Raw genomic sequence first — 25,409 nt, 5'->3', positions numbered from 1 at the left:
AAAAACCGGAACAGCCTCGCGGCGCTCCGGTTTTTTTTATGCAGCGCAATATTTACGCCGTCAGCGCTTCCTTGGCGGCAGACTCTTCGACCACTTCCTCGTCATCCGAGCGGATCAGGTGGTCAAAGGCGGACAGGGCTGCCTTCGCGCCTTCACCGGTGGCGATGATGATCTGCTTGTACGGCACCGTGGTGACGTCGCCGGCCGCAAACACGCCGGGGATCGAGGTCTGGCCGCGGGCGTCGACTTCGATTTCGCCGTGGCGCGACAACGCTACCGTGCCTTTCAACCATTCCGTGTTCGGCACCAGGCCGATTTGCACGAAGACGCCTTCCAGCTCAACCTTCTTCGACTCGCCGCTGACCCGGTCCGTGTAGCTCAGGCCATTGACGATCTTGCCGTCGCCGTGAATCTCGGTAGTTTGCGCCGACGTGATCACGGTGACATTAGGCAGGCTGTGCAGCTTGCGTTGCAGCACCGCATCGGCACGCAGTTCCGCGCCGAATTCGATCAGGGTCACGTGCTTCACAAGGCCGGCCAGGTCGATCGCCGCTTCCACACCCGAGTTGCCGCCGCCGATCACGGCCACACGCTTGCCCTTGAACAAGGGACCATCGCAGTGCGGGCAGTAGGCGACACCGTGGTTGCGGTATTCCTTCTCGCCCGGCACGTTGATTTCGCGCCAGCGGGCGCCGGTCGCCAGGATGACGGTCTTGGCTTTCAAGATGGCGCCATTTGCCGTTTCAATCTCGATCAGCTTGCCTGGCGTCAGCTTGCTGGCGCGCTGGGTGTTCATGATGTCGACGTCATAGGTCTTGACGTGCTGTTCCAGCGCCATGGCAAACTTCGGACCATCGGTTTCCTTGACGGAAATAAAATTCTCGATGGCCATGGTGTCGAGGGTCTGGCCGCCGAAACGCTCGGCCAGCACGCCCGTCTTGATGCCTTTACGGGCGGCGTAAATGGCCGCTGCCGCGCCGGCAGGACCGCCGCCGACGATCAGGACGTCAAAGACATCTTTTTTCGACAACGCTGCCGCCTGGCGTGCGCCGGCGTTGATGTCGAGCTTGGCGAGGATTTCCTCGACATTCGTGCGTCCCTGACCGAAATGCTGACCATTCAGGAACATCATCGGCACGGCCATGATCTGGCGTTCTTCCACTTCTTTCGGGAACACGCCGCCATCGATGGTGGTGACCTTGATGCGCGGATTGATCACCGCCATGGCATTCAAGGCCTGCACTACTTCCGGGCAGTTATGGCAGGAGAGCGAAATAAACGTTTCAAACTCGTAATCGCCGTCGAGGTTGCGGATCTGCTCGATCACGGCATCGTCGAACTTGATGGTGTGGCCGCCCACTTGCAGCAGCGCCAGCACCAGGGAAGTGAATTCGTGGCCCATCGGGACACCAGCGAAACGCACGCCGATGTCGGAGCCTGCACGGTTGATACTGAACGACGGGGTCCGTACGCCAGCGTCTATGCGCTCGACCAGCGTGATCTTGTCGCTCAACAGGACTATCTCCTGGAGCAATTCCTTCATCTCGCGGGCTTTTGCGCTGTCATCGAGAGAAGCGACCAACTCAAGCGGATACACTACTTTTTCCAGGTAGGATTTCAGTTGGGTTTTGAGGGTTGCGTCTAACATGATTTTTTTCCTTTTCTACAAATATTTAGGCGAATGCCGGGCCGGACACCCGGTCCGGCATCGCGGTAACTACTTGTTTGCTGCTAGATGTTGCAAGGCTTCAAGACTTAGATCTTGCCAACCAGGTCCAGCGATGGGGTCAGGGTTGCTGCGCCTTCCGTCCATTTCGCTGGGCAAACTTCGCCTGGGTGAGCGGCAACGTATTGGGCTGCCTTGACTTTGCGCAACAGTTCCGCTGCGTCACGGCCGATGCCGTTGTCATGCACTTCCAGCACTTTGATGAAGCCGTCCGGGTTGATGACGAAGGTACCGCGCAGTGCCATGCCTTCTTCTTCGATCATGACTTCGAAATTGCGCGACAGGGTACCGGTTGGGTCGCCGATCAGTGCGTATTGCACTTTCTTGATCGCGTCCGAGGTATCGTGCCATGCTTTGTGCGCGAAATGCGAGTCGGTCGAGATGCCGTAGACATCGACGCCCAGCTTCTGGAATTGATCGTGGTGATCGGCCAGGTCTTCCAGTTCGGTTGGGCAAACGAAGGTGAAGTCGGCTGGGTAGAACACGAATACCGACCACTTGCCTTTCAGCGACGCTTCCGTCAGGTCGACGAATTTGCCATTGTGGAATGCGGTTGCCTTGAATGGTTTAACTTGGGTATTGATGAGCGACATAATCATTTCCTCTCGTGTGGTGAATCAGTAAGACTCTAGTGTAAGGGGTTTTAACCCATATGCAAAATTGATTGTCACAATAGTTTCAATTGATTTTAGCTATCATGACGCCATGGGAACTCCATGATAGGCAGTTCCCACGGGATTGAACAGCGACAGCAAGGTATTGCCTTGCTGCCGCCGGGTCTTTAATTTTTGAGTTCTTCCGGTACTTTGCCGCCGTTTTCCGCCAGCTTGATCATCACCTGGCGGTGCAGCCAGATATTCATGCTGGCAGAATCATTGGTGTCGCCCGTGAAGTGCAGCTCTTGCGCCAGTTCCTTGCGCGAAGCCAGGCTGCTGTCGAGTTGAAGCAATTTCATCAGGTCGACGATGGACGTGCGCCAATTGAGAGTTTCCGCGTTCTTGCTGGCCAGGTCGACCAACACCACTTCCACGTCCACCACCGGTACGGCAGCCGCTGGTGCGGCCGGAGCTGCCGCCGGTGCCGCCGCCGCTGGCGCGTCGGTAGCGGCAGCTGGCGTGGCTGCCGGAGCCGCATCGGACGAATGGTGGAAGATTTTGTTATAGATATTGCTGAAAATGCCCATGAGGTCACCTCGAGTTGAGTGAATGGAAGAAGGTTTGCCTGCGCGCCCGGTTCATGACGCGAACCGGTGACAGCTGGAGCCGGGCGCAGGCGCCAGCCCGTCGAGTATAAGCCCGTTCAGGCCGGGAGCCCTGTCCCGCAGGTCCAGTGGACATCTGGTGACAGGGTACGCCTGTTTCAAGGGTGCAAGGGCCGCCGGGCGTGCAGCAGCGCATCGAACGCTTCGATGGCCAGCGGCGGCGCAAACAGATCGCCTTGCGCAAAATCACAGCCTATGCCCAGCAGCAATACGCGCTGCACTTCGGTCTCCACCCCCTCGGCGATGACCTGCAAGCCCAGCCTGTGGGCCATGGTGACGATGGCTTCGCACAGCACCAGTTCGCTGGCGCCGGGCGCCAGCTTGCGCACCAGCACGCCGTCGAGCTTCAGGTAATCGATGCCGCACTGCTGCAACTGCGTCAGCGAGGCAGGGCCGCTGCCGAAGTCATCCAGGGCGATCTGCAAGCCCGCCTCGCGCAAGTGCTGCAGCCGCTGCGCCATGCCGCTGCCGGCGCCGGCGCCGGCGCCCAGCAGCGCATCCTCGCGCATGTCGAGCACGATGGCCGAGGGGGGCACATCGAGCGCCATCAGCTGGCGCAGCCAGGTGCCGGGCGCCTCGGCTTCGCGCTGCAGCTCCAGCGGCGACTGGTTCAGGCACAGTTGCAACCCTGGCAAGCCGATGGCCTGGCCCTGCGCGCGCCAGCGCAGCAGTTGCGCGGCCGCCGTGCGCAGCACCCAGTCGCCGATGTCGACGATCAAGCCGCTGCTCTCGGCCACCGCCAGGAAATCGGGCGGACACACGATGCCCCGCTGCGGATGGTTCCAGCGCAGCAAGGCCTCCGCTTTGACAATATTGCAGCCATGCAGTTCAACGATGGGCTGGTAATGTAGCTGCATCTGCTGTTCGCGCAAGGCCGTGCGCAGGTCCGCCCCCATGCGCATGCGGTTGACGGCCGCCACTTGCATGGCGGGCGTAAAGTAGCTGTAGCGGTTGCGCCCCGCCCCTTTCGACACATACATGGCCTGGTCCGCATGCTTGAGCAAGTCCTCGATATTGCCCGCGTCGTCAGGATACAGGGTGATGCCGATCGACGCCGAGACGAACGCCTGTTCCTGCCCCAGCAAGAACGGCGCCAGCAAGCCGTCGAGTATCTGCCGCGCGATGCGGTCGACTTGCTGCAGATCGTCGAGATCGGACAGGATCACCGTGAATTCATCGCCACCCAGGCGCGCCACCGTATCCGTCTCGCGCACGCCCACGCGGATGCGCCGCGCCGCTTCGATCAGCAAGATATCGCCCTGATGGTGGCCCAGGGTGTCGTTGACTTCCTTGAAATGGTCGAGGTCGATGAACAGGATGGCGACGCGGCTCGTATCGCGCCGGCCCTGGGCCAGCGCCAGGCGCAAGCGCTCGTGGAACATGCGCCGGTTAGGCAATTGCGTCAGGGTATCAAAATTGGCTTGCTGCCAGATCAGCGCTTCCGTTTGCCGCTTGTCCGTCACGTCTTCCAGCATGCACAGGTGGTGCGGCCCGCCATGGCGCGTCGTGGCGATGGCCGTCACCGAGGCATCGACCCACACCACGTCGCCATCGGGACGCACGATGCGCTTGGCGTGGCGGAAGCCCGGCATACGCCGCTCCAGCAACTGCGCCACATGCGCCTGCTCGCCCGCCACGTCATCGGGATGGCTGATATCCATCCAGCTCGACCGCTTCATGTGCTCCAGGCTGCGCCCGGCGATGGCCAAATAGCGCGGATTAATATCAAGAAACCGTCCGCTCACCGTATCGATCAGGGCGATACCCATGGGCGCTTCCTCGAACATGGTGCGAAAGCGCAATTCCCCCTGGCGGATGGTTTCTTCCGTACGGCGGCGCTCGCGTGCCAAGTTACTGAAATGAAAGGCGGCCGACACGGCCAGCAAGCTACCCGCCACGCCCAGAGACAGGTACAACCAGCCCAGGTCGGCGCCTGGTACGGGACGGTACAGGAAACCCTTGTAGGCGGGGCTGTCCGTGGCGTTGGGCGGCAGCACGCCCATGGCGGCATACGTGTCGGCGATATGCTGCCAGCGCTGGGGATTCATGTAGCCCAGCTCCACCAGCACCGGCTGCAGCAGCAATTCCATCTGCTGCGCCTCGTACAGCAGGTGCGCGCGGTCATGGCGCTGGCTGTATTTAGCATGGATTAACTGCGCCATTTCCTCGCGGTGTGCCATCGCGTACTGCCAGCCGCGCAGGCTGGCCGCGCGGAACGCTTTCACGCGCTCGGGATGGCGGCGCAGTTCGTGCTCGCTGGTAAACAGATTATCGCCATAGAAATCGATGCCGGCCGTGCGCGGCGTAAACTGGTAGTAGGGAAAGCCCACCCGGTCCAGGTAGTCCGGCTCGTTGGTGGAATACGCGGCGATGGCATCGACCTTGCCATCGATCAAATCCTCGACCCGATAGCTGGGTGGCAGGTGCAGCATCTGTTCCGGTGCGACGCCCATTTTCTGCAGGAACAGCGACACTTCATCGGACGCGGATGCCACGTCGGTAGGCGTGCCTATCATCACGGAGGCGCCCGCCAGCCGGTGCACGTCGGGCGCGCCGCCATGCTGGCGCATCAGCAGCACGCTGGGCGAATGCTGGAATACCACGGCCAGTACCACCAGGGGCTTGCCAGCCATGCGGCTGAGCAACAAGGTGCTGTTACCGACGCCATATTCGGCCAGGCCCGTCAGCACGGCGGCCTCGGCATGCGGCACGCCGATGCCTTCGCGCAGCGTGACCTCCAGCCCCGCCTCGCGGTAATAACCTTGCTCGATGGCCGCGTAATAGCCGGCAAACTGGAACTGATGCGTGAAATTGAGCTGCAGGGAGATGGGTTCCAGCGCCCGGGCGGGCGTTGCCAGGCACAGCAGCAGGAAGCAAAAGCAGCGCCAGCCGTGCGCCAGCCTGCCGATGGGCGGCAAGTAGGAGCGGAAAGCGTCGGATGCTTTCATCGGCATGGCAGGACACCACAGAAACTGCCGAGCTGGCAGGGGTATGACTATTGTAGCCGCCCCTTTTACGGATGGATAATTATTTCACTAAGAACAATAAAGTTGATGTTTTTGGCAAACAATCTGACGATTGTTTGCGCTAGAACACGACGCCGGCCACCAAAATGATGTTGGAATACGGACTGCATTCGCCCGTGCGCACGATGGCGCGCGCGCCCTTGGACAGTTGCTTGAACTCTTCATGCGTCACCTGGCGCGCATCGGGCAAGGCCAGGGCCGCCACCTGCGCCGCCATGGCCGGATTGTGCTGCGGCAACTCACTGGCGAGCAAATGGTATTCCACCTGCATTTCGCTCAGCACGGTATTCACGGTATCGATGAAGCCAGGAATGCCGCGCGTCAGAGCCAGGTCGATCAAGGGTACGCCCGGCTGCGAGGGCAAGCCAGCATCGCCGATGACGAGCATGTCGCCATGGCCCAGCGACGCGATCATTTGCGACAGCGCAATATTAAGCAGCGGTGATTTTTTCATGGGCTTGGTGGCGTTAGAACAGCTCGTGCAGGTGGGGAATCGAGGTTTGTGCGCCGGGCTTGGTGACGCTCCAGGCGGCCGCGCGCTGGCCTTGCTGAATCGCTTCAGCCTCGTCCATACCGGACGCCAGGCCCGCCACAAAACCGCCGATGAAGGTGTCGCCGGCCGCCGTCGTGTCAACGGCTTGCACCACGTCGGCCGGGAACGTGTAGTCGCCGCCATACAGGGCCGCGTGTACGCCCTTGGAACCGAGGGTGATGATGACGTTGTCGCTGCCCAGCTTTTGCAGCGCGGCCGCCAGGTCCTTGGCATCCGCGCCTTCCGGGCTGACGCCGGCCAGCATGGCCGCTTCGATTTCATTCGGAATCAGGTAGTCGACCAGTTCCAGCACGCCGTCCGGCAAGCTGGCAGCCGGGGCCGGATTCAGCACCACGGTCTTGCCCATAGAGCGGGCCAGCTTGATGGCGTGCACGACGGTGGCCATCGGCGTTTCCAGCTGCAGCACGACAATATCAGCCTGTTCGATCAAACCTTGCGCCGCGTCAATGTGCGCGGGGCTCAATAAATCGTTGGCGCCGCCGGCGATCACGATGCTGTTCTGGCCATTGTCATCGACGAGGATGGAGGCGATGCCGGATGCCACTCCCGGCAAGGTGGTGATGTGGCTGTCGATGATGCCGTCGCCCACCAGCGCGGCGCGCAGGGTGGCACCAAACGCGTCATCCCCCACGCAGCCGACCATGGCCACTTGCTGGGCTCCCGCCACTTGGCCGCTCAGGCGCGCGCAGGCCACGGCCTGATTGGCGCCCTTGCCGCCAGGAATGGTGCGAAAAGCGCCGCCCGTCAGGGTTTCGCCGGGGAGGGGCATGCGCGGCACGCGCAAGACCAGGTCCATATTGATGCTGCCGATAACCACGATCATGATGTCATTCCCATCAGTTCAGTTGCAGGTAGAGAAAAAGGTGCCGGCGCGGCGGCCACACTGGAGCCGCGCACGTGCAGTTCGGGCGCGATGCTGCGCTGCTGGCGCGGCAAGGCGGGGTCGGCGATACGGGCCAGCAGGCAGGCTGCCGTGATATGGCCCAGTTCGCGCGTATTTTGCGCCACGCTGCTCAAGGCCGGATGCACGAAGCTGGCTAGGTCGATATCGTCGAAGCCGACGACGGCCAGGTCCACGGGCACGGCGATGCCCCGCTCGGCGGCGGCGCGCAGGGCGCCAAAGGCCATCAAGTCATTGCAGCAGAACAAGGCGTCGGGGCGCTGGCCCTTGGGCAGCGCCAGCAAGTCCAGCGCGGCCGCATAGCCGCCGGCGCTCGTGAAGTCGCTATGGCGGCACAGCGCGTCGGCCAGGACCACGCCCGCGTCCGCCATGGCGCTGCGCACGCCGTCGATGCGTTCGTTGGAAATGCTCACTTCGAGGGGCCCAGCGATGCAAGCGAGGCGCCGGCGTCCCAGCCCCAGCAAATGGCGCGCGGCGAGAAAGCCGCCGGCGCGGTTATCGACGGCCACCGCATCGATGGACAGGTCGCTGGGCGCGCGGTCGAGCAGCACGGCCGGCACCTTCATCTTGCGCAGCAGTTCGCCATCGCTGTCGGCCAGCGCGGACAGAATCAGGCCGTCGCAGCGCTTGGTCAGCAACACGTTCAGGTAGTCGCGCTGCTTGACGGGGTCGTCATCGGAATTGCACAAGATCACGCTGTAGCCAGCCGCGTAGCAGCTGTCCTCGATGCCGCGCGCCACTTCCGAGAAATACGGATTCGTATTGTTGGGAATGATGAGGCCGATGGTACCCGTGCTGCGGCTGCGCAGGGAACGCGCCAGCGCGCTGGGCACGTAATGCAATTGCTCCGCCGCCGCGAGCACGGCGCGGCGCGCCTCGTCGCTGACGGGGCGGGTATTGTTGAGGACGTGCGACACGGTGGTAAACGACACCCCCGCCGCCTGCGCCACTTGTTTGATGGTTGCCATGGGCCGCGCTTTCTCCTGCGATTATGCGCGCTCGCCGCGGCGGCGGTAAGTGTCGAGCACCACGGCGGCGACGATCACCAGGCCCGTGACGATGCGTTTCACGGGTTCGGATACGCCCACTTGTGCCAGGCCCGCTTCCAGCACGGAAATGATCAACACGCCGATAAAGGTGCTGATGACGGAACCGCGCCCGCCCATCAGGCTGGTGCCGCCAATCACGACGGCGGCGATCACTTGCAATTCCATGCCCACGCCGCCATTCGGGTCGGCCGCTTCCAGGCGCGAGACCTGGAACAGCGCGCCCACGCCAGCAAGAAAGCCCATCAGGGCAAACACCAGTACTTTCGACGGCTTCGTGTTGATGCCGGACAAACGCACTGCTTCTTCATTCGTGCCAATGCCGATCCAGTGGCGTCCCAGCACCGTGCGCGTGAGCACCAGGTGGCCGATGACGACGATGGCGATGGCGGCGATGAAGGCGGGCGAGAGGCCAAAGGCGATCGGCGAGCTGATGCCGTCAACGGCGCTGCCGATGTATTCCGTGCGCGAGTTCGTCACTTGATAGGCCAGGCCCCGTGCCATTTCCAGCACGCCCAGCGAGACGATGAACGAGGGGATGCGCCAGCCGACGGAAATGAGGCCCGTGGTGGCGCCGCACAGGGCGGCGACGAACATGCCCAGCAGGGCCGCGCTCCACACGGGCCAGCCCCAGTGCACGACGGCCAGGGACAGCACGGAAGCGGCCAGCGCCATCACCGAACCGACGGACAAATCGATGCCGCCAATGATCAGCACGAAGGTCATGCCAACAGCCATCACGACCAGGGTCGGGATATTGTTCGACAGAGTGCTCAAGGTTGCCAGGGTAAAGAAGTTTTCGCTGGCAAACGAGAGCAGCACGCACATGGCGACCAGGGCGCCGATCAGGCCCGCATAATTTTTCAGGTCGGCCAGGCTGCGCTGCAGATACGAAGGAGAGGAATGGATGGTCATGGGAATCTTTCCGGCGGATCAGGCCGCAGCTGGAGTGGAATGAGGGGTCAAATAGCCTGAGAAAGCGGCCGACAGCAGCGCGTCCTGGCTCCAGGCGCCCCGCTCGAAGGTGTCGACAATGCTGCCCGCGCTCATGACGGCGATGCGGTCGCAGATCAGCATCAGTTCGCGCAAGTCGCTCGATACGATGACGAGGCCCTTGCCCTGGCGCGCCTGTTCAGCCAGCACCTGATAAATATCAAACTTGGCGCCGATATCAATGCCGCGCGTGGGCTCGTCGAACAGCATCACGGGGCAGTCGCGGTACAGCCAGCGGGCGATCACCACTTTTTGCTGATTGCCGCCTGACAATTCCGCCACCGTTTGCGCACTGTTGCGCGAGCGGATGCCCAGGCGCTGAATGTAATCGTCGGCCACCGACGCTTCGGCCGCGTCGTTGAGCCAGCCTGCGCCACTGACGGTGTCGAGCGACGCGAGGGTCGTGTTGACGGCGATGGACTGGCGCAGCAACAAGCCTTGTCCCTTGCGGTCTTCCGTGATCATGGCGATGCCCGCTTTGACGGCTGCCTGCGGCGAATGCAAGGCGGCAGGGGTTTCGCTGTCGCCCAGAAACACCTGGCCAGCGTCGGCGCGGTCGGCGCCGAAAATCAGGCGCAGCAATTCCGTGCGGCCCGAGCCGATCAGGCCGGCGATGCCGAGGATTTCGCCCGCGCGCAAGTCGAACGAGGTCGGGTTGACGACCTTGCCGCGCGCCAGGCCCCGCACGCGCAGCAGCGGCGCGCCTATGGTGCGCCCGCTCAGGTCTACCGCATCGTCGGCCGAGCGGCCCACCATCAGGCTGACCAGGTCGGCGGCCGAATGGCCGGCGATATCGTCATCGCACACCAGTTGCCCATCGCGCAGCACGGCGATGCGGTCGGCCACGCGCTTGAGTTCTTCCAGGCGGTGGGAAATATAGATGATGCACACGCCTTCGGCCTTCAGGCGTTCGATTTGCAGGAACAGCAATTCCACTTCGCGGTGCGTCAGCATGGCCGTCGGCTCGTCCAGCACCAGCAAGCGGCAGGAACCGATCAGATTGCGCGCGATTTCGATCATTTGCTGGTGACCGATGCCCAGCTCGCCCACGAGGGTCCACGGGTCGAGTCCGCCCAGGCCCACTTTCTCCATCTGTTCGCGCGCATCACGCTCGAGGCGCGTACGGTCGATGAAGCCGAAGCGCTGCGGCAAATTCTTGAGGTACAGGTTTTCCGCGATCGACAGCGTGGGAAGCAAATTGAGCTCCTGCATCACCATGCGGATGCCCAGCGCCTCGGCGGCGCCGCGCGAGGCAGGCTGGTATGGCTTGCCGTCGAGCAGCATCGTGCCCGTGGTGGCTTGCTCCAGGCCGCAGATGATCTTCGACAGGGTACTCTTGCCCGCGCCGTTCTCGCCCGTCAGCGCCAGCACCTGGCCAGGGGCGAAGCGCAAGCCCACGCCGCCCAGCACGGGGCCGACATAGGACTTGCCGATGTTGTCCAGGGTCAATAGAGGGGTGGCGGCTGATGGCGCCGGGGGGATGTCGGTAGGCATGGTAAAACTCCGCGGTAGGGGCGGCGGGAGCGGCGCCGCCTACTCGCACGAGTACGCGGGCACCGGCCCCGGCGGGATCAAACGATCAGGACTTGGCGCCCTTGGCGACCAGTTCGACCTTGGTTTCGATGACGCCACCCAGATCGGCTTGTTTCTTCTTCTGCGCCAGGGCTTTCAGCACGGTCTCGATGCCGAACACGGCTTGCTGCGAACCGAACTGGTCGGCGGTGGCCAGCACGCGGCCATCGGCCAGCATCGGCTTGATGGCGTTGATGTTGTCATAGCCGACGACGAGGACTTTGCCCGTCTTGCCGGCCGCCTTGATGGCGGAAATGGCGCCGATGGCCATGTTGTCGTTACCGCACAGCAAGGCCTTGATGTTCGGGTTGGCATTCAGCATGGCGGCGGCCACCGTGTTGGCGGGGGCGATTTCCCACTGGCCCGACTGCACGCTGACGACTTTCGCACCGGCCGCGTTCATGGCGTCCTGGAAGCCCAGGGTGCGCTGCTGCGCATTGTAGGTGGTGGAGACGCCTTCGATGATGCCGACGGGATCGCCCTTCTTGATCTGCTTGGCCAGGAAGTCGCCGACGACCTTGGCGCCCTTGCGGTTATCCGGACCGACGAACGGCACGGTGATGCCCTTCTCTTTCAGGGCGCCTTCGTCGAGCTTGTTGTCGATATTGACGACGATGATGCCCGCGTCGATGGCTTTCTTCAGCACCGGCACCAGCGCCTTCGAGTCGGCTGGGGCGATCACCAGCGCGTTGACGCGCGAGACGATCATCTGCTCGACCAGCTTGATCTGGCTCGACGTATCCGTCTCATCCTTGATGCCGTTCGACAGCAAGTCGTACTTGGCGGCATTCGCCTTCTGATGCGCCTTGGCGCCATTTTCCATGGTCAGGAAAAATTCATTGGCGAGCGACTTCATCACCAGCGCCACCTTTGGTTTGGCTGGTGTCTGCGCCATCGCCGGCACGGCGGGCAAGGCACACACCAGGACAGCGGCGGCAATCATTTTCAGGCGAATACGGGATGTCATGAGCGTCTCCAGAGTTGTTGGTCAAGCACGTGTAAATCATGCTTTTATGGAATTTCATTGCGCGCAAACGTTTGCGCGAAGCGAATAGTGCCTCAATGCCCCATATCAGTGCAAGCAAAACTGTATGTGCGGTGCAGCAAAAAGGGCGCGCCCAGAGGGACAGGAACAGGCTGATGCGATCAGCCTGCCGAGGGGAAATGCGCGTCAGTCAGGATTTTGTTGCGGGGCGGGCACTGGCCCATTGCACGGCCAGCACGCTGGCCAGCACCAGCAGCAAGCCCAGCATCGACCAGCCCGTCATGGCCTGGCCCAGCAAGGCCCAGCCCAGCACGACGGCCATCAGGGGACTAAGCAGTCCCAGCGAGGACACGGCCACGGGTGACAGGCGGGCGATGCCGCGGAACCACAAGGCGTACGCCAGCAGGGCGCCGGCCAGGCACAGGTAGGCGTAGGCCAGCACTTGCTGCAGGGACAGCGGCGGCAAGGGTGCATCGGCCAGCCAGGCGACGGGCGCCAGCATCAGGCCGCCGAGCAGCAATTGCCAGCCCGTCAGCGCCAGCACGGGCAAGTCCGGCTTCCAGCGCCGCGTCAGATAGGTGCCGGCCGCCATGCAGGCCGTGCCGCCCAGCGCGGCGGCGATGCCGATGGGTTCCCACACCGTGCGCGGCGACAATAATAGGACGCCCATGCCGGCCACGCCCAGCACGCTGGCCAGCAGCGCCAGGCGGGCCGGACGGCGCCCTTCCACGCCCCAGGCCAGGCCCATCACCAAGAGCGGCTGGATGGCCCCCACCACAGCCGCCAAGCCGCCAGGCAAGCGGTAGGCGGCGACGAACAGCAGCGCCTGGAACACGCCGATATTGAGCGCGGAAAGAATCAGCACGCGGCCCCAGTCGCGCCGCGCGGGCAGGCGCCGCATCAGGAGCAGCAACAGCAAGCCGGCCGGCAACACGCGGATCAGGGCCGCGGTGAAGGGACGATCGGGCGGTAGCAGTTCGGACGTGACGATATACGTGGAACCCCAGATCAGGGGCGCCAGCGCCGTGAGCACGATATCGCCCCAGGCGGGACGGGCAGAAGAAGAGGTCATGCAACTATCTCGACATTAAGATAAAAGTCCAGTGTGGACGCGGACTATCTTGATGTCAAGATAAATTGACGGGCACGCCGCTGCCTGGCGGGCGTAAAAAAACCCGGCATGGCCGGGCTTCTGGAATGATGCAAGGCGGCACGCTGCGCCGCCTGCCGGATGCTTAATCGCGCACGCGCTGCATCGCCGCAATCGGCATGCCGCCGACGGTGAGCATGGCCGTATTGTTGCTGTTACTCAGGCTGATTTGTGCAGCCATGCCGCCTCCCTCTTCCGAGATGATCGTCACGACATTGCCTTCCGTCGCAAAGGTGGCCTTGCTCGTCTTGCCGTTCTCGATCATGCTGTCCTTTGTAAATTCCAGGACTTGGCCCGTCGAGCTCTTCCATTTGCCCACCAGCGGGTGGCCGCCAAAGCTGAACATGCTTTTCAGCTTGTCCAGCATGCCCGGTCCCTGGGTGGCCGACGCCTTGCCCAAGGCCCCTGCCATGGCCATGCTCATGGCGGCCTGCTGCAGTTGCGCGCGGTCGGTGACTTGCCATTGCTTGTCGACCAGCGCCAGCGGCAATTCCACTTCCAGGTCGCCGTGCGGCAAGCGTTGCAGGATCAGTGCGCGGTCCGGCGATTTGGCGAGCCACGTCGCCTCATCGGTCAAGGCCAGCTTGGCAGTGGCCATTGCTACCTGCTGACCACCCATCTCGCGTACCTGCTCGTAGCCGCTGACCTTGGCCACATTCACGCCCTTGGCCACGCACAGCTTGTTGCCGTGCAAGGCGGCCTTGCCGGGGGCGGCCAGCGCGTAGACAAATTGCGGTTGCGCAAGCCAGCCACCGCTGCTTTGCTCGACGGGAGCGGTGTAGAGCCCGCTACGCACGAGGATATCGAGCCATTGCCGAGTGGAACTGTCGTACGAGGCCACGCGGATCTCTTCCTTCTGGTACGGCAAGTTGGTGAGGCACAGCAACTTGTCGCGCGCCGCCTCATCGGCTGCCAGATGGGCGTTGATGGCACGGCTGAAACTGCTGGCCGAGGCCGCTTCGGGCGCCAGCAGCCACGCCAGGGCGCCACCGGCCACGATGACTACCGCCAGCACGCCGCCGGCAAGGATGAGGTGGCGCCGTTGCATGCCGGCCCGAACCGGTACGGCAGCCGATGCAGGAGCAGGTGTGGGCGACGACGCGACGTTGACGGCCTTGCCGCATTCATCGCAAAAACGCGCGTCGGGCGTATGGGCGGTGCCGCACTGTTTACAAAATTGCGCCATGGTCTGCCTTACTTGAGTTTATGCGCGCATTCGCCGCAGAACACGTCATCGGACGCGACCGGTGCCTTGCAGTTCGGGCATTGCAGGCTGTCAGCCGGCGCAGCAGCTGGCGCTGCCGGGGCGGCTTGAGCGGCTGGGGCCGTCGCCTGCTCGGCCAGGGCGCGCGCACGTTCACGCGCTTCCTCGGCCTTTTTCTTGACCACGGCCAGGCCGTCGTTCAGGCTCGCTTCCGAGGCGCTGAAATCGACATTGCGCGTGGCGTTCAGGTAAATGATGCACACGCCCTTGGTGAAGATCAGGCCAGGCACAACGGCTGCGGCCGCCATCAGCAAGCCGCCGCCGAGGCCGGCAGCGATGATATAGCCGGAACCACTGCCGCCACCCAGGCCCGAGGCCAGCGCGTACATATTCATCTGGCCGCCCAGGCCCAGGATGCCAGCCGACATACCCGTGGTCAGCGATACGCCCGTGCCCAGCACGCCAAAGATCAGCAGCGCGGTAAACGACGTGATCAGGAACAGCAGCACTTCCAGCAGGATCACCGACACCAGCTTGGTGCGCACGATCAGGTTCAGGCGGGCAATGATCTGGAATACGCTGGCGCCCGACCAGGCGGCAGGGCCGGCCAGCGGCAGCATCACGTAGAACAGCGCAAACACCAGCACGCCCAGCACGATGGCCGACAGGGGAAAGACCACCGCGTACAGCACGGGGCCCAGCACGGGGATTTTGCAGACGAACAAGATGATGGCGATGGCGATCATGGCCGCCAGCACGATCAGGAATTCCAGGAAGACGACTGCGATCAGGCGGTGGCTCGTGTACAGCGAGACGAGCACGGCATCAACCAGGCTCAAGCCAGGCTGGCCCTGCGCATCGCGCATCAGCAGGATGCCTACGGCGTTGGAACCGTAAAACATCACCAGGAAAGCCATCAAGCCGCCCAGGAAGGCCAGCACGACACTGCTCATGCTGCCGGCGAGCATCGTCAGCACGCCACCGACGAGCACGGCGCCGATGAAGGTCAGGGCCAGCAGGGCAATCGCGCGGAAATTCTTGATGGCGTCGGTCGCTTCGATCAGCGATCCCACGGCGGAGGAAAAGGGAAACGGTTTATGTGCTTCTGTGGAAATGGTCATGTCTAGCCTGGAAGGGGGAAATCGGGATGGGACGGCCTGCCTGGCCGCCCCGTGGTATTGCGGTGTTAGTAGGCAAGCGCCAGCTGCAGCTCGCCCGCAGGCGCCTGGCGCTGGACGATCTGCAGTTTGACGTCCTGGCCACCGACACGCTTGCTATTCAGGTACAAGGCGGTACGCACGGGATAAATGCCCTGCGGCACGCCTTCGGGCATGGGAATCGAGAAGCCGCCCTTGTAGGCGCCGCTGCCGTTGTTGCTGCTGACTACTTTGCGCACAGTTTTGATCAGGTCGCCATTTGGCTTGTACAGGCTCAATTCTTCTTCCACCAGCGGGTTCGGATCGCGCGTGCCGGCTGCCACTTCGATATACGAATTGGTCTGCGCCTTCTGGCCCGGACGCACGGAGGACGGCGTAAAGCCCGTCTCATACTTCACCAGCGTCGACTGCTCGGGCAGCTTGCCCTTGTTGGCCACCTTGTAGTCGGCCTGCACTTGCTGCGCCGTCTTGACTTGCTGGCTTTGATAATTCAAGGCCACGCAGGCGAGTGCGCCCAGACTGGCGCCCAGCGCAGCGCCGCGCACGGTATTGGTGCCACCGCCCAGCAAGCCGCCCACGACGGCGCCGATGCCGGCCAGCATGGCCGTATTGCATTCACCGCTGGCCGCTTCCGTGCCTGCGGTGGTGGTGCCGGTGGCGCCCGGGCCACCCGGCGTGGCGCAACCGGCCAGCATCGAGGATACGACCAGCAGCGCCACCATGGGCTTGGCAATTTGTTTCAAGTTTTTCACGTTATTCTCCGGGAGGAACAAAATAGGGGGAAAGGCAAGCAGCGCGGCTTACTCGATCTGGATTTGCGACAGGGCCTTGTCTTGCGCTTCTTTCGCCTTGCGCTTGAGGTCGAGCGCGTAGCGGTTGCCCTTGTCCATGCGCAACACGGCATTCGCGTTGGCAATGGCACAGTCGTATTTGCGCTGGCTCATGCAGTGGCTCGCTTCCGACAGGCTCTCCGTGATCACGCTTTCGAGGCCGGAAGCCTTGTTGGCGGGGGCGGCTGGCGGTGCTGCCTTGACAGGCTTGGCCGGCTTTTCCACGACCGGGGCTGGCGCTGGTGCTGGCGTTGGTGCAGGCTCGGGGGCGGGCGCAGGGGCGGCAACCGGTGCGGGCGCCGGGTTGGGCGCCGCTGGCGTCACGGCAGGGTCCGTCGCCGTGGCGCCATCGAACACAGGGTCGCTGATGACCAGCGGCTTCTCGGCGGCAGGCGCAGCTTCCTTCTGCACGGTGGGCACGGGTGCCGGCGGCGATGCTGGCGGCTTGCTTGACAGGAAATAATAGCCGCCTGCACCGCCCAGCAGCACTAGCGCTGCGACGGCTGCGGCAATCAGCTTGAAGGGGCTGCCACCCGGTGGGTTGTCGGCTGGCGCTTCGGACACGCTGGCGGCTGCGGCAGCGGGTTCTGGTGCGGGCGCGGGGACAGGTTCTGGTTCTGGTTCTGGTTCTGGTTCTGGTTCTGGTTCTGGTGCGGGTGCGGGTGCCGGTGCGGCGTCAGGCTGGCGCTTTTCCAGCACGGGCGGCGGCGCCGGTGCGGTGACAGGTTCCACCACTGGCGTCGGGACAGGTTCAGGCACGGGCTCGATGGCGGGTGCAATGACGGGTTCCGGCAGAGGCGGCGCCACCGCTGCGGCGACGGGCGCCACGGCAAAGCTGAACGCGCACTTGGGGCAGAATCTGGCATCGGCCTTGCAATCATGGCCGCACTGGCCACAGGATTTGCCTGGCACCGGGGCGGCAGCGGGTGTGGCAACGGCAAACGTCGTGCCGCAGGAAGAACAGAATTTTGCGCCCGGTTTATTCTCGGCCTGGCAGGAAAGGCATTTCAATTGGCATCTCTTTTCATATCAACGCTGACGCCGTACGCCTTTATCGCTTGCCAGAATGGCAGCTTTGTTGCCGTACGGCTAAATATTCAACGAGTATATTTTCAAACACCAAGTTGCCACAAGAGAAAATTGCCATTTGCTCTATTCAATTTTTAAATATTAGTAAAAATCCAGCCGCCAGGGAGGTGTCGCGCACCATCTTGGTGCGCAGAGAGCAAAAAACCCGGCAACGCATACGCGTTGCCGGGTTTTCAGGCTATGCCCGAGGCGCCGAGGACAGTTTACTTGCGTCCGCCCCGTGCCGGCGCGGCATGGCTACCCTTGGCGGGCGGCTTGCTGCCACGGCCCATCGGCACGGCGGCCGGCTTGGCCTTCGTCTTGATGGTCGACAAGATCGATGGCCGCACCTTCGACTCGGCAGCCGACGCCTTCGGCGCCGCTGCCGTACCGCCCAGAGCGATGCGGTTCTTGCCCGGCGTGACCTTGAACTTGTCCGGCGTGCCGGCACCATGTGTCTGGCGGCTGCGTTCGCCTGCGGCCAGGCCGCCCGACTCGGACGAGGTCCAGGCAGGAATCAAGTGCTTGTCGCCATTGCCGATCAAGTCGCCACGGCCCATGTTGACCAGCGCTTCGCGCAGGATCGGCCAGTTGGCCGGGTCCTGGTAGCGCAGGAAAGCCTTGTGCGTGCGACGGATCTTGCCGCTGCGCGCCGTTTCCACCACTTCCGAGTCTGCCGTGACCTTGCGCAAAGGATTCTTGCGCGTGTGATACATCGTCGTGGCCATGGCCATCGGCGTGGGCATGAAGGTTTGCACCTGGTCCAGCTTGAAATTGTTCTTCTTCAGCCACAGGGCCAGGTTCAGCATGTCCAGGTCCGTCGTGCCCGGATGGGCGGCGATGAAGTACGGGATCAGGTACTGCTTCTTGCCCGCTTCCAGCGAGAAACGGTCGAACATTTCCTTGAACTCGTCATACGCGCCGATGCCAGGCTTCATCATCTTCGACAAAGTGCCCTCTTCCGTGTGCTCGGGCGCGATCTTCAACAAGCCACCGACGTGGTGCGTCACCAGTTCCTTCACGTACTCGGGCGAACGCACGGCCAGGTCGTAGCGCAAGCCCGAGCTGATCAGTACTTTCTTGATGCCGGGAATGGCACGCGCCTTGCGGTACAGGGAAATGAGCTTGCTGTGGTCCGTGCCAAGGTTGACGCAGATGGACGGATACACGCACGACAGGCGGCGACACGACACTTCGATCTCTTTTTCCTTGCAAGCGAGGCGGTACATATTCGCCGTGGGACCACCCATATCGGAAATGGTGCCCGTAAATCCTTTGGTTTTATCGCGGATATGCTCAATCTCGCGCAAGATCGACGGTTCCGAACGGCTCTGGATGATGCGCCCTTCATGCTCGGTGATCGAGCAGAAGGTGCAGCCACCGAAACAGCCGCGCATGATGTTGACGGAAAAGCGGATCATTTCCCAGGCCGGGATATGCGCCTTGCCATAGCTCGGATGCGGCGCGCGCGCGTAATTCATGTCGTACACGCCATCCATCTCGTCCATGGCCAGCGGCAGCGGCGGCGGATTGAGCCACACATCGCGTTCGCCGTGCGCCTGCACCATGGCACGGGCATTGCCGGGATTCGATTCCAGGTGGAACACGCGCGAGGCGTGCGCATACATGACGGGGTCATCCTTGACGACGTCGTAGGCGGGCAGGCGCACGACCGTCTTGTCGTGCTTTTCCTTGGCCATGGCCAGGCGCTCTTCGCGGCTCATGATGCGAATCGGCTTGATGACTTCGGCCGATTTCGAGGCATTTTCCGTGGCGCAGGCGGTCTTGTCTTCCTGCACCATCTCGTACGGGCTGTAATGCGGGTCGATCTTGCCGGGCACGTCGACACGGGTGGAATTGTGCACGCCCCAATCGTCGCCGGGCAACCAGCCGGACGGCACCATGAAGGCCGTGCCGCGCAAGTCGCGGATATCCTTGATCGATTCGCCGGCGGCGAGGCGGTGGGTCAGGTCGACCAGCGCCCGCTCGGCATTGCCGAAGATCAACAAATCAGCCTTGGAATCGGGCAGAACGGAACGGCGGACCTTGTCCGACCAGTAATCGTAATGGGCGATGCGGCGCAGGGACGCTTCGATGCTGCCGATGACGATGGGCACGTCGGAATACGCTTCGCGCGCGCGCTGGGCGTACACGGTGACGGCACGGTCCGGGCGCTTGTTCGGTTCGGCATTTGCCGTGTAGGCATCATCGGAGCGGATCTTGCGGTCGGCCGTGTACTGGTTGACCATGGAATCCATGTTGCCGGCGGTAATGCCGTAGTACAAACGCGGCTTGCCGAGGATGCGGAACGCTTCGGCCGACAGCCAGTCCGGCTGGCTGATGATGCCGACGCGGTAACCCTGCGCTTCGAGCAGGCGGCCGACGAGGGCCATGCCGAAACTCGGATGGTCGATGTAGGCGTCGCCCGTGACGAGGATGACGTCGCACTGGTCCCAGCCCAGCACGTCCATCTCGGCACGCGACATCGGCAGGAAAGGCGCCACGGCAGCGCGGGCAGACCGCTTGGGAACGGTCGCAAATAAATTGGTAGGGGAGCTCATAGGGTACGGATTGTACCGGAATTGGCCATTTCCAACCTGACGGCCTGCTTTTTACTGTTGGATTTTCGTATAAAAAACGTTTATTTTTCAATCACTTGGGGAAATGTGGCCCTTTCCCGCAGGAACGGGCCCGGCATTTCTCAAAACTTGCTTAAATGCCCATATTGGCTAAAATTTCACCCAATTCACGTAAGGCCGGCTCGAGTTTCGGATGCTTGACGGCAAACTTGGCCGACAATTCCTGGCTGCGTTCGGCCAGTCCATAAGTGGTCGACTCTTCTTCCTGTTCCTGCGCGGCGCGCTTTTCCATCAGCAACTTGATGTCGACATCAAGTTTTTGCAGCAAACCATGCAGTTCTTCATCGACGGGGCCGCTGCTTGCCAGTGTCGAATGCAGCTGTTGCAGCGATTCCTTGAGTTTGCTATCCATATCTTTTTCCTGTCAGTCAGTAAATTGCGTGTCCAGGTACAGCTGTTCCACCTTGCTTCTGGCCCACGGGGTCTTGCGCAAAAACTTCAGGCTCGACTTGATGCTGGGATCGCTGATGAAGCAATTGATATCGATGTGCTTGGCCAAGCCGTCCCAACCGTAGTGGGCGTGCAGGCGCGTCACGATACCTTCCAGGGTAATGCCATTCAAATCTTGCTGACTCATATACTCTTTCAACTGCCTTCTTATTTACATCTTACTCAATTCTACGCCGCCGGCACGGAAAGCTTGCGTGCGCCATGTCAACGCAGCGCAAGCTTCAGATGAGGACGGATTACTTCGCGTTCAAGCCCCGGCGTTCCAGCAGCGGTTCCACGGTGGCGTCGCGGCCGCGGAAGTCACGGAACAGTTGCAGCGCATCGACACTGCCGCCGCGCGACAGCAATTTGCTGCGGAACCAGTCGCCATTCTTGCGCGTCAGGCCGCCGTTTTCCTTGAACCAGTTGACCGATTCAGCGTCCAGCTTTTCCGACCACAGGTAGGCGTAATAAGCTGCCGAATAGCCGCCCGAGAAGCTGTGCGAGAAGTAGCTGGTGCGGTAGCGCGGCGGCACGGGCGCGTAGTCGACGCCCGCATCCTTCAAGGATGCCGCTTCAAAGGCCAGCACGTCCGTCGGGATCTGGCTCGGCGCCAGCTGGTGCCAGCGCTGGTCCAGCAGGGCTGCCGACAGGTATTCCGTCGTCATGAAGCCCTGGTTGAATTTCTTCGCTGCAGTGACCTTGTCGAGCAATTCCTGCGGCATGGCCGCGCCGCTCTGGTAGTGCTTGGCATAGTTTTGCAGCACTTCCGGCCAGACGGCCCACATTTCATTGACTTGCGATGGATACTCGACGAAGTCGCTCGGCACGCTGGTGCCGGCGAAGCGCGGGTATTTTACGTTCGAAAACATGCCATGCAGCGCATGGCCGAATTCGTGGAACATGGTCGTCACTTCATCGAAGGTCAGCAAGGTCGGCTGGCCGGCGGGTGGCTTCGGAATATTCAACTGGTTGGCGACGACGGGATGCGTGCCCATCAACGACGATTGCGACACGTATTCATTCATCCATGCGCCGCCATGCTTGTTGCCGCGCGCATAGAAGTCGGCGATGAACAGGGCCAGCGGCTTGCCGTTCGCATCGAGCACGTCGTAGACGCGCACGTCCGGGTTGTACACCGGTAGATCAGTACGCTGTTTGAAGCTGATGCCATACAGTTTATTGGCGGCAAAGAACACGCCGTTGTTCAGCACGCTGTTCAATTCCAGGTACGGTTTCAGCTCGTTTTCATCGAAATTGAACCGTTGCTTGCGCAGCTTGTCCGTGTAGATGGCCCAGTCGGCCGCCGCTACCTGGAAACCGCCCTTTTCCGCATCGACCACTTGTTGCAGGTCGGCTGCTTCGCGGCGCGCATTGGCGACGGCCGGTTTCGCCAGTTCCGACAGCAAGGTATTGACGGCCGTGGTGGTCTTGGCCGTCTGGTCTTCCAGCGAATACGCGGCGTAGTTGGCATAACCGAGCAGGGTGGCCCGCTCGGCGCGCAGTTTTGCCAGCTTCAGCACGATGGCGCGGTTGTCAAACTCGCCGCCCTGGCTGCCGCGGTTCAGGGACGCATCCATCAGGCGCTGGCGTGTCTTGCGATCCGTCAATACGGCCAGCGGCGGCTGGCCACTGGTGTTGACCAGGGCGATGAGGAACTTGCCCGTCAAGCCGCGTTCCTTGGCTGCCGTGGCGGCCGTATCGATATCGCTGTCCGTCATGCCGGCGAGCTCGGCGCGTGTGTCGACGACGATGCTCTTGGCATTCGTTTCCTTCAGCACGTTTTGCGCAAATGCCGTTTCCAGGCCCGCCTGCTCGGCGTTGTAGGCTTTCAATTTTTCCTTGTCCGCATCGGACAGCTTGGCGCCGGCGCGCACAAAATCGGTGTGGTAGCGTTCCAGCAAGCGCAAGGATTCGGCATCAAGGCCCAGCTTGTCGCGCTTGGCGTACAGGGTGTCGATACGGGCAAACAGTTTCGGGTTCAGGGTGATCGCGTCGCCATGCGCGGCCAGTTTTGGCGACACATCCACTTCCACAGCTTCCAGCACGCTGTTCGTGTTGGTCGACGTCATGTTGCTGAAGATGCTCTGCACGCGGTGCAGCAGCTGCCCCGTGCGCTCGAGGGCCACGACGGTGTTTTCAAACGTGGGCGCCTGGCGGTTGTTGGCGATCGCATTGACTTCGGCCAGCTGGCGTTTCATGCCTTCGGCAAACGCCGGCGCGTAGTGGCCATCCTTGATCAGGCCGAACTGCGGCATCTGGAATGGCAGCGGACTGGCTTTGAGCAAAGGATTCTGGGCGCTGATGGCGGCGGCGGGTGCGGCTGCGGCGGCCAGGGCGGAAGGAGCGGCGTGGGCCAGCATGACGCTGGCGGCGATGACGAGCAGTTGTGGACGGATCATGACATCTTTCAGGAAGCGCGGGGAAGAACCGCGATCGCGTCGCGGGCCAGTGGCAGATCATAGCAGCCTGTCACACAGGCGTCATCCAACAGGGGCGATCCTGTGGTGCATCCCGCAAAATGCGCGGTTTACCACGGTTTTCAATCAACATCGCCAAATAAAAAAGGCTGCCGATCGCTTGGCAGCCTTTTTCATTGACCCGGCTTTGAGGCCGGGAATGACGCGGTTTACTTGCCGTTCAAGCCACGGCGTTCCAGCAGCGGCTCGATCTTCGCATCACGGCCGCGGAAGTTGCGGTAGATGTCGAGCGCATCGGCACTGCCGCCGCGCGACAGCAGTTTATTGCGGAACCAGTCGCCGTTCTTGCGCGTCAGGCCGCCGTTTTCCTTGAACCACTCCACCGTATCGGCATCGAGCTTTTCCGACCACAAATACGCGTAGTAGCCGGCCGAATAGCCGCCCGCGAACGCGTGCGAGAAATACGTGGTGCGGTAGCGCGGCGGCGCCGGGGCGAAATCGACGCCCGCGTCCGTCAAGGCGGCTTTCTCAAACGCCAGCACGTCGGTGGGGATCTGTGCCGGGGTCAGCTGGTGCCAGCGCTGGTCCAGCAGGGCCGACGCCAGGTATTCTGTGGTTTTATAGCCCTGGTTGAAATTGTCTGCCGCCGTCACTTTCGCCAGCAGTTCCGCCGGAATGGCCGCGCCCGTTTGATAGTGCTTGGCGTAGTTTTGCAGCACTTCCGGCCACAGCGCCCACATTTCATTGACTTGCGACGGGTATTCGACAAAGTCGCGCGGCACGCTGGTGCCGGCGAAGCGCGGATATTTCACGTTCGAGAACATGCCGTGCAGCGCATGGCCGAATTCGTGGAACATGGTGTTGACTTCATCAAACGTCATCAGGGTCGGCTGGCCCGCTTCCGGCTTCGGAATGTTGAGATTATTCGCAATCACCGGCTTGCGGTTCAGCAAGCTTGACTGGCCCACATAGGCATTCGCCCAGGCGCCGCCGCGCTTGTTGCTGCGCGCGTAAGGATCGAGCGTAAAGATGGCCAGCTGCGTGCCGTCTTCGTTGAAGACGTCATACACCAGCATGTCGGCCGTGTAGACGGGCAAATCGGTGCGCTGTTTGAAGGTGAGTCCATACAATTTTCCAGCGGCAAAGAACACGCCCTTGGTCAATACGCTGTGCATTTCAAAGTACGGTTTTAATTGCGTCTCGTCGAAGTTGTAGCGTTCGGCGCGCACCTTGTCGCTATAAAAGGCCCAGTCGGCGGCGCCCACCTTGAAGCCGCCTTTTCCCGCATCGATGACCTTTTGGATATCGTCCGCTTCACGGCGCGCATTGACGACGGCAGGCTTGGCCAGCTCGCCCAGCAGGGCGTTCACGGCGGTGGTGTCGTGCGCCGTCTGGTCTTCCAGCGAGTAGGCAGCGTAGTTCGGGTAGCCCATCAGTGCGGCACGTTCGGCGCGCAGTTTTGCCAGTTCCAGCACTTCCTGGGTATTGTCGAACTCGCCGCCACGGCTGCCGCGCGCCTGCGAAGCGGCCATGATGCGTTCGCGCACGGCGCGGTTGGTCAGCAACGACAGCGGCGCCTGGCCCGTCGTGTTGACGAGGGCGATCACATATTTTCCATCCAGGCCGCGCTTCTTGGCCAGGCCGGCAGCCACTTCGATGGCGGCCGGCGACAGGCCGTCCAGTTCTTCACGTGTGTCGACCACAACAGCCGAAGCGTTCAATTCCTTCAGCACGTTCTGCGCGAACTTGGTCGACAGGGCGGCCAGCTGGCCGTTGTAGGCGCGCAGCTTTTCCTTGTCTGCCGCCGACAGCTTGGCGCCCGCGCGCACGAAGTCCGTGTGATAGCGCTCCAGCAGGCGTTTCGATTCGGCATCGAGACCCAGCTTGTCGCGCTTGGCGTACAGGGTGTCGATGCGTTGGAACAATTTGTCGTTGAGCATGATCGCGTCGCTGTGGGCCGCCATCTTCGGCGCCAGTTCGCGTTCCAGGCCCTGGATCGTCTCATTCGTGTTGGAGCCGGACATCACGGAAAACACGGTGCGCACGCGGCCCAGCAACTGGCCCGAGCGCTCCATGGCCACGATGGTGTTGTCGAACGTGGCCGGCTTCTTGTTATTCGCAATCGCCTTGATTTCCGCCAGGTTGGCGGCCATGCCTGCCGTAAAGGCGGGCGCGTAGTCGGCGTCCTGCACCTTGTCGAACGGTGGATAGTGGAATGGCAGGCTGCTGGCCTGCGCAAACGGATTCGAAGCGGGCAGTGCAGCCGCCGCGGTAACGGCAGTGGTTGGCGCGGTGTTGGCGGTGGCGGCAAAAGCGGCGGCTGGCGCCAGCATCAGGCTGGCGGCGATGACGAGCATTGTTGGACGGGTCATGTCTTCTTTCAAGAAACGCAAGAGAGCCGCGATTGTGTCGCGGGCCAACCTGAAATAATAACAGCCTGAAACACTTG

21 protein-coding genes are annotated in these 25,409 nt (G+C 62.3%); 1 reads left to right on the top strand and 20 read right to left on the bottom strand.

What is annotated here, in order from left to right; translation table 11 throughout:
• Nucleotides 1-52: 52 nt before the first annotated feature.
• The 15 genes from ahpF to C8C89_RS05295 form a co-directional block, all read right to left on the bottom strand.
• Nucleotides 53-1,648 carry an alkyl hydroperoxide reductase subunit F gene (ahpF, locus tag C8C89_RS05365; RefSeq protein ID WP_133989073.1) on the bottom strand — a complete coding sequence of 532 codons (1,596 nt, stop codon included), beginning with the start codon at nucleotides 1,646-1,648 and terminating at the stop codon, nucleotides 53-55.
• Nucleotides 1,649-1,755: 107 nt separating this feature from the next.
• A complete protein-coding gene (gene ahpC, locus C8C89_RS05360) occupies nucleotides 1,756-2,319 on the bottom strand; it encodes an alkyl hydroperoxide reductase subunit C (protein ID WP_101483193.1) in 564 nt (187 codons plus the stop codon).
• A gap of 188 nt (nucleotides 2,320-2,507) precedes the next feature.
• Nucleotides 2,508-2,909, bottom strand: a complete 402-nt coding sequence (locus C8C89_RS05355) for a DUF3597 domain-containing protein (protein ID WP_133989072.1) — start codon at nucleotides 2,907-2,909, stop codon at nucleotides 2,508-2,510.
• Between the two features lie 176 nt (nucleotides 2,910-3,085).
• Nucleotides 3,086-5,941 (bottom strand): EAL domain-containing protein, encoded by a 2,856-nt coding sequence (locus C8C89_RS05350; RefSeq protein WP_243857904.1) that lies wholly within the window; start codon nucleotides 5,939-5,941, stop codon nucleotides 3,086-3,088.
• 133 nt (nucleotides 5,942-6,074) lie between these two features.
• Nucleotides 6,075-6,467 carry a D-ribose pyranase gene (gene rbsD, locus C8C89_RS05345; RefSeq protein ID WP_101483196.1) on the bottom strand — a complete coding sequence of 131 codons (393 nt, stop codon included), beginning with the start codon at nucleotides 6,465-6,467 and terminating at the stop codon, nucleotides 6,075-6,077.
• A gap of 13 nt (nucleotides 6,468-6,480) precedes the next feature.
• Entirely contained in the window at nucleotides 6,481-7,389 is a 909-nt protein-coding gene (gene rbsK, locus C8C89_RS05340; RefSeq protein ID WP_133989071.1) for a ribokinase, read from the bottom strand.
• Nucleotides 7,386-8,435: a LacI family DNA-binding transcriptional regulator gene (locus C8C89_RS05335; RefSeq protein ID WP_101483198.1), complete on the bottom strand. Its 1,050-nt coding sequence runs from the start codon at nucleotides 8,433-8,435 to the stop codon at nucleotides 7,386-7,388. Before C8C89_RS05335 ends, rbsK begins: the two co-directional genes overlap by 4 nt.
• Before the next feature lie 21 nt (nucleotides 8,436-8,456).
• The gene (locus tag C8C89_RS05330) at nucleotides 8,457-9,428 is read right to left on the bottom strand and encodes an ABC transporter permease (RefSeq protein ID WP_133989070.1); all 972 of its coding nucleotides are present in this window, start codon (nucleotides 9,426-9,428) and stop codon (nucleotides 8,457-8,459) included.
• Between the two features lie 18 nt (nucleotides 9,429-9,446).
• Nucleotides 9,447-11,000 carry a sugar ABC transporter ATP-binding protein gene (locus C8C89_RS05325; RefSeq protein ID WP_101483200.1) on the bottom strand — a complete coding sequence of 518 codons (1,554 nt, stop codon included), beginning with the start codon at nucleotides 10,998-11,000 and terminating at the stop codon, nucleotides 9,447-9,449.
• 85 nt (nucleotides 11,001-11,085) lie between these two features.
• A complete protein-coding gene (locus tag C8C89_RS05320; protein WP_243858248.1) occupies nucleotides 11,086-12,021 on the bottom strand; it encodes a sugar ABC transporter substrate-binding protein in 936 nt (311 codons plus the stop codon).
• A 232-nt stretch (nucleotides 12,022-12,253) separates the two neighbouring features.
• Entirely contained in the window at nucleotides 12,254-13,135 is an 882-nt protein-coding gene (locus tag C8C89_RS05315) for an EamA family transporter (RefSeq protein WP_133989068.1), read from the bottom strand.
• Between the two features lie 163 nt (nucleotides 13,136-13,298).
• A complete protein-coding gene (locus tag C8C89_RS05310) occupies nucleotides 13,299-14,399 on the bottom strand; it encodes a zinc ribbon domain-containing protein (protein WP_133989067.1) in 1,101 nt (366 codons plus the stop codon).
• Between the two features lie 8 nt (nucleotides 14,400-14,407).
• Nucleotides 14,408-15,538, bottom strand: a complete 1,131-nt coding sequence (locus C8C89_RS05305; RefSeq protein WP_133989066.1) for a zinc ribbon domain-containing protein — start codon at nucleotides 15,536-15,538, stop codon at nucleotides 14,408-14,410.
• Nucleotides 15,539-15,603: 65 nt separating this feature from the next.
• The gene (locus C8C89_RS05300; RefSeq protein WP_101483205.1) at nucleotides 15,604-16,326 is read right to left on the bottom strand and encodes a hypothetical protein; all 723 of its coding nucleotides are present in this window, start codon (nucleotides 16,324-16,326) and stop codon (nucleotides 15,604-15,606) included.
• A 48-nt stretch (nucleotides 16,327-16,374) separates the two neighbouring features.
• Nucleotides 16,375-17,232, bottom strand: coding sequence for a hypothetical protein (locus C8C89_RS05295; protein ID WP_243857903.1), 858 nt, complete (start codon nucleotides 17,230-17,232; stop codon nucleotides 16,375-16,377).
• A gap of 51 nt (nucleotides 17,233-17,283) precedes the next feature.
• Here C8C89_RS05295 and C8C89_RS27240 point away from each other — a divergent pair, with 51 nt between their 5' ends.
• Complete coding sequence (locus C8C89_RS27240) at nucleotides 17,284-17,571, top strand: hypothetical protein (protein WP_243857902.1); 288 nt, start codon at nucleotides 17,284-17,286, stop codon at nucleotides 17,569-17,571.
• Between the two features lie 125 nt (nucleotides 17,572-17,696).
• Here the strand turns inward: C8C89_RS27240 and C8C89_RS05290 are convergent, their stop codons facing one another.
• The 5 genes from C8C89_RS05290 to C8C89_RS05270 form a co-directional block, all read right to left on the bottom strand.
• Entirely contained in the window at nucleotides 17,697-19,958 is a 2,262-nt protein-coding gene (locus C8C89_RS05290) for a YgiQ family radical SAM protein (protein WP_218973501.1), read from the bottom strand.
• 226 nt (nucleotides 19,959-20,184) lie between these two features.
• Complete coding sequence (locus C8C89_RS05285) at nucleotides 20,185-20,463, bottom strand: DUF4404 family protein (protein WP_070219601.1); 279 nt, start codon at nucleotides 20,461-20,463, stop codon at nucleotides 20,185-20,187.
• A 12-nt stretch (nucleotides 20,464-20,475) separates the two neighbouring features.
• On the bottom strand, nucleotides 20,476-20,688 hold the full coding sequence (locus C8C89_RS05280; RefSeq protein WP_071326083.1) for a VF530 family protein: 213 nt from the start codon (nucleotides 20,686-20,688) through the stop codon (nucleotides 20,476-20,478).
• Between the two features lie 109 nt (nucleotides 20,689-20,797).
• Nucleotides 20,798-22,942: a M3 family metallopeptidase gene (locus C8C89_RS05275; protein WP_101483207.1), complete on the bottom strand. Its 2,145-nt coding sequence runs from the start codon at nucleotides 22,940-22,942 to the stop codon at nucleotides 20,798-20,800.
• 227 nt (nucleotides 22,943-23,169) lie between these two features.
• Nucleotides 23,170-25,332, bottom strand: a complete 2,163-nt coding sequence (locus C8C89_RS05270) for a M3 family metallopeptidase (RefSeq protein WP_243857901.1) — start codon at nucleotides 25,330-25,332, stop codon at nucleotides 23,170-23,172.
• Between the last annotated feature and the right edge of the window lie 77 nt (nucleotides 25,333-25,409).

This window comes from Janthinobacterium sp. 75 (assembly GCF_004365495.1).
Lineage (GTDB): Bacteria > Pseudomonadota > Gammaproteobacteria > Burkholderiales > Burkholderiaceae_D > Janthinobacterium.
Note: the sequence above shows the minus strand (reverse complement) of the source record. Positions and strands in the feature narration are given on the sequence as shown.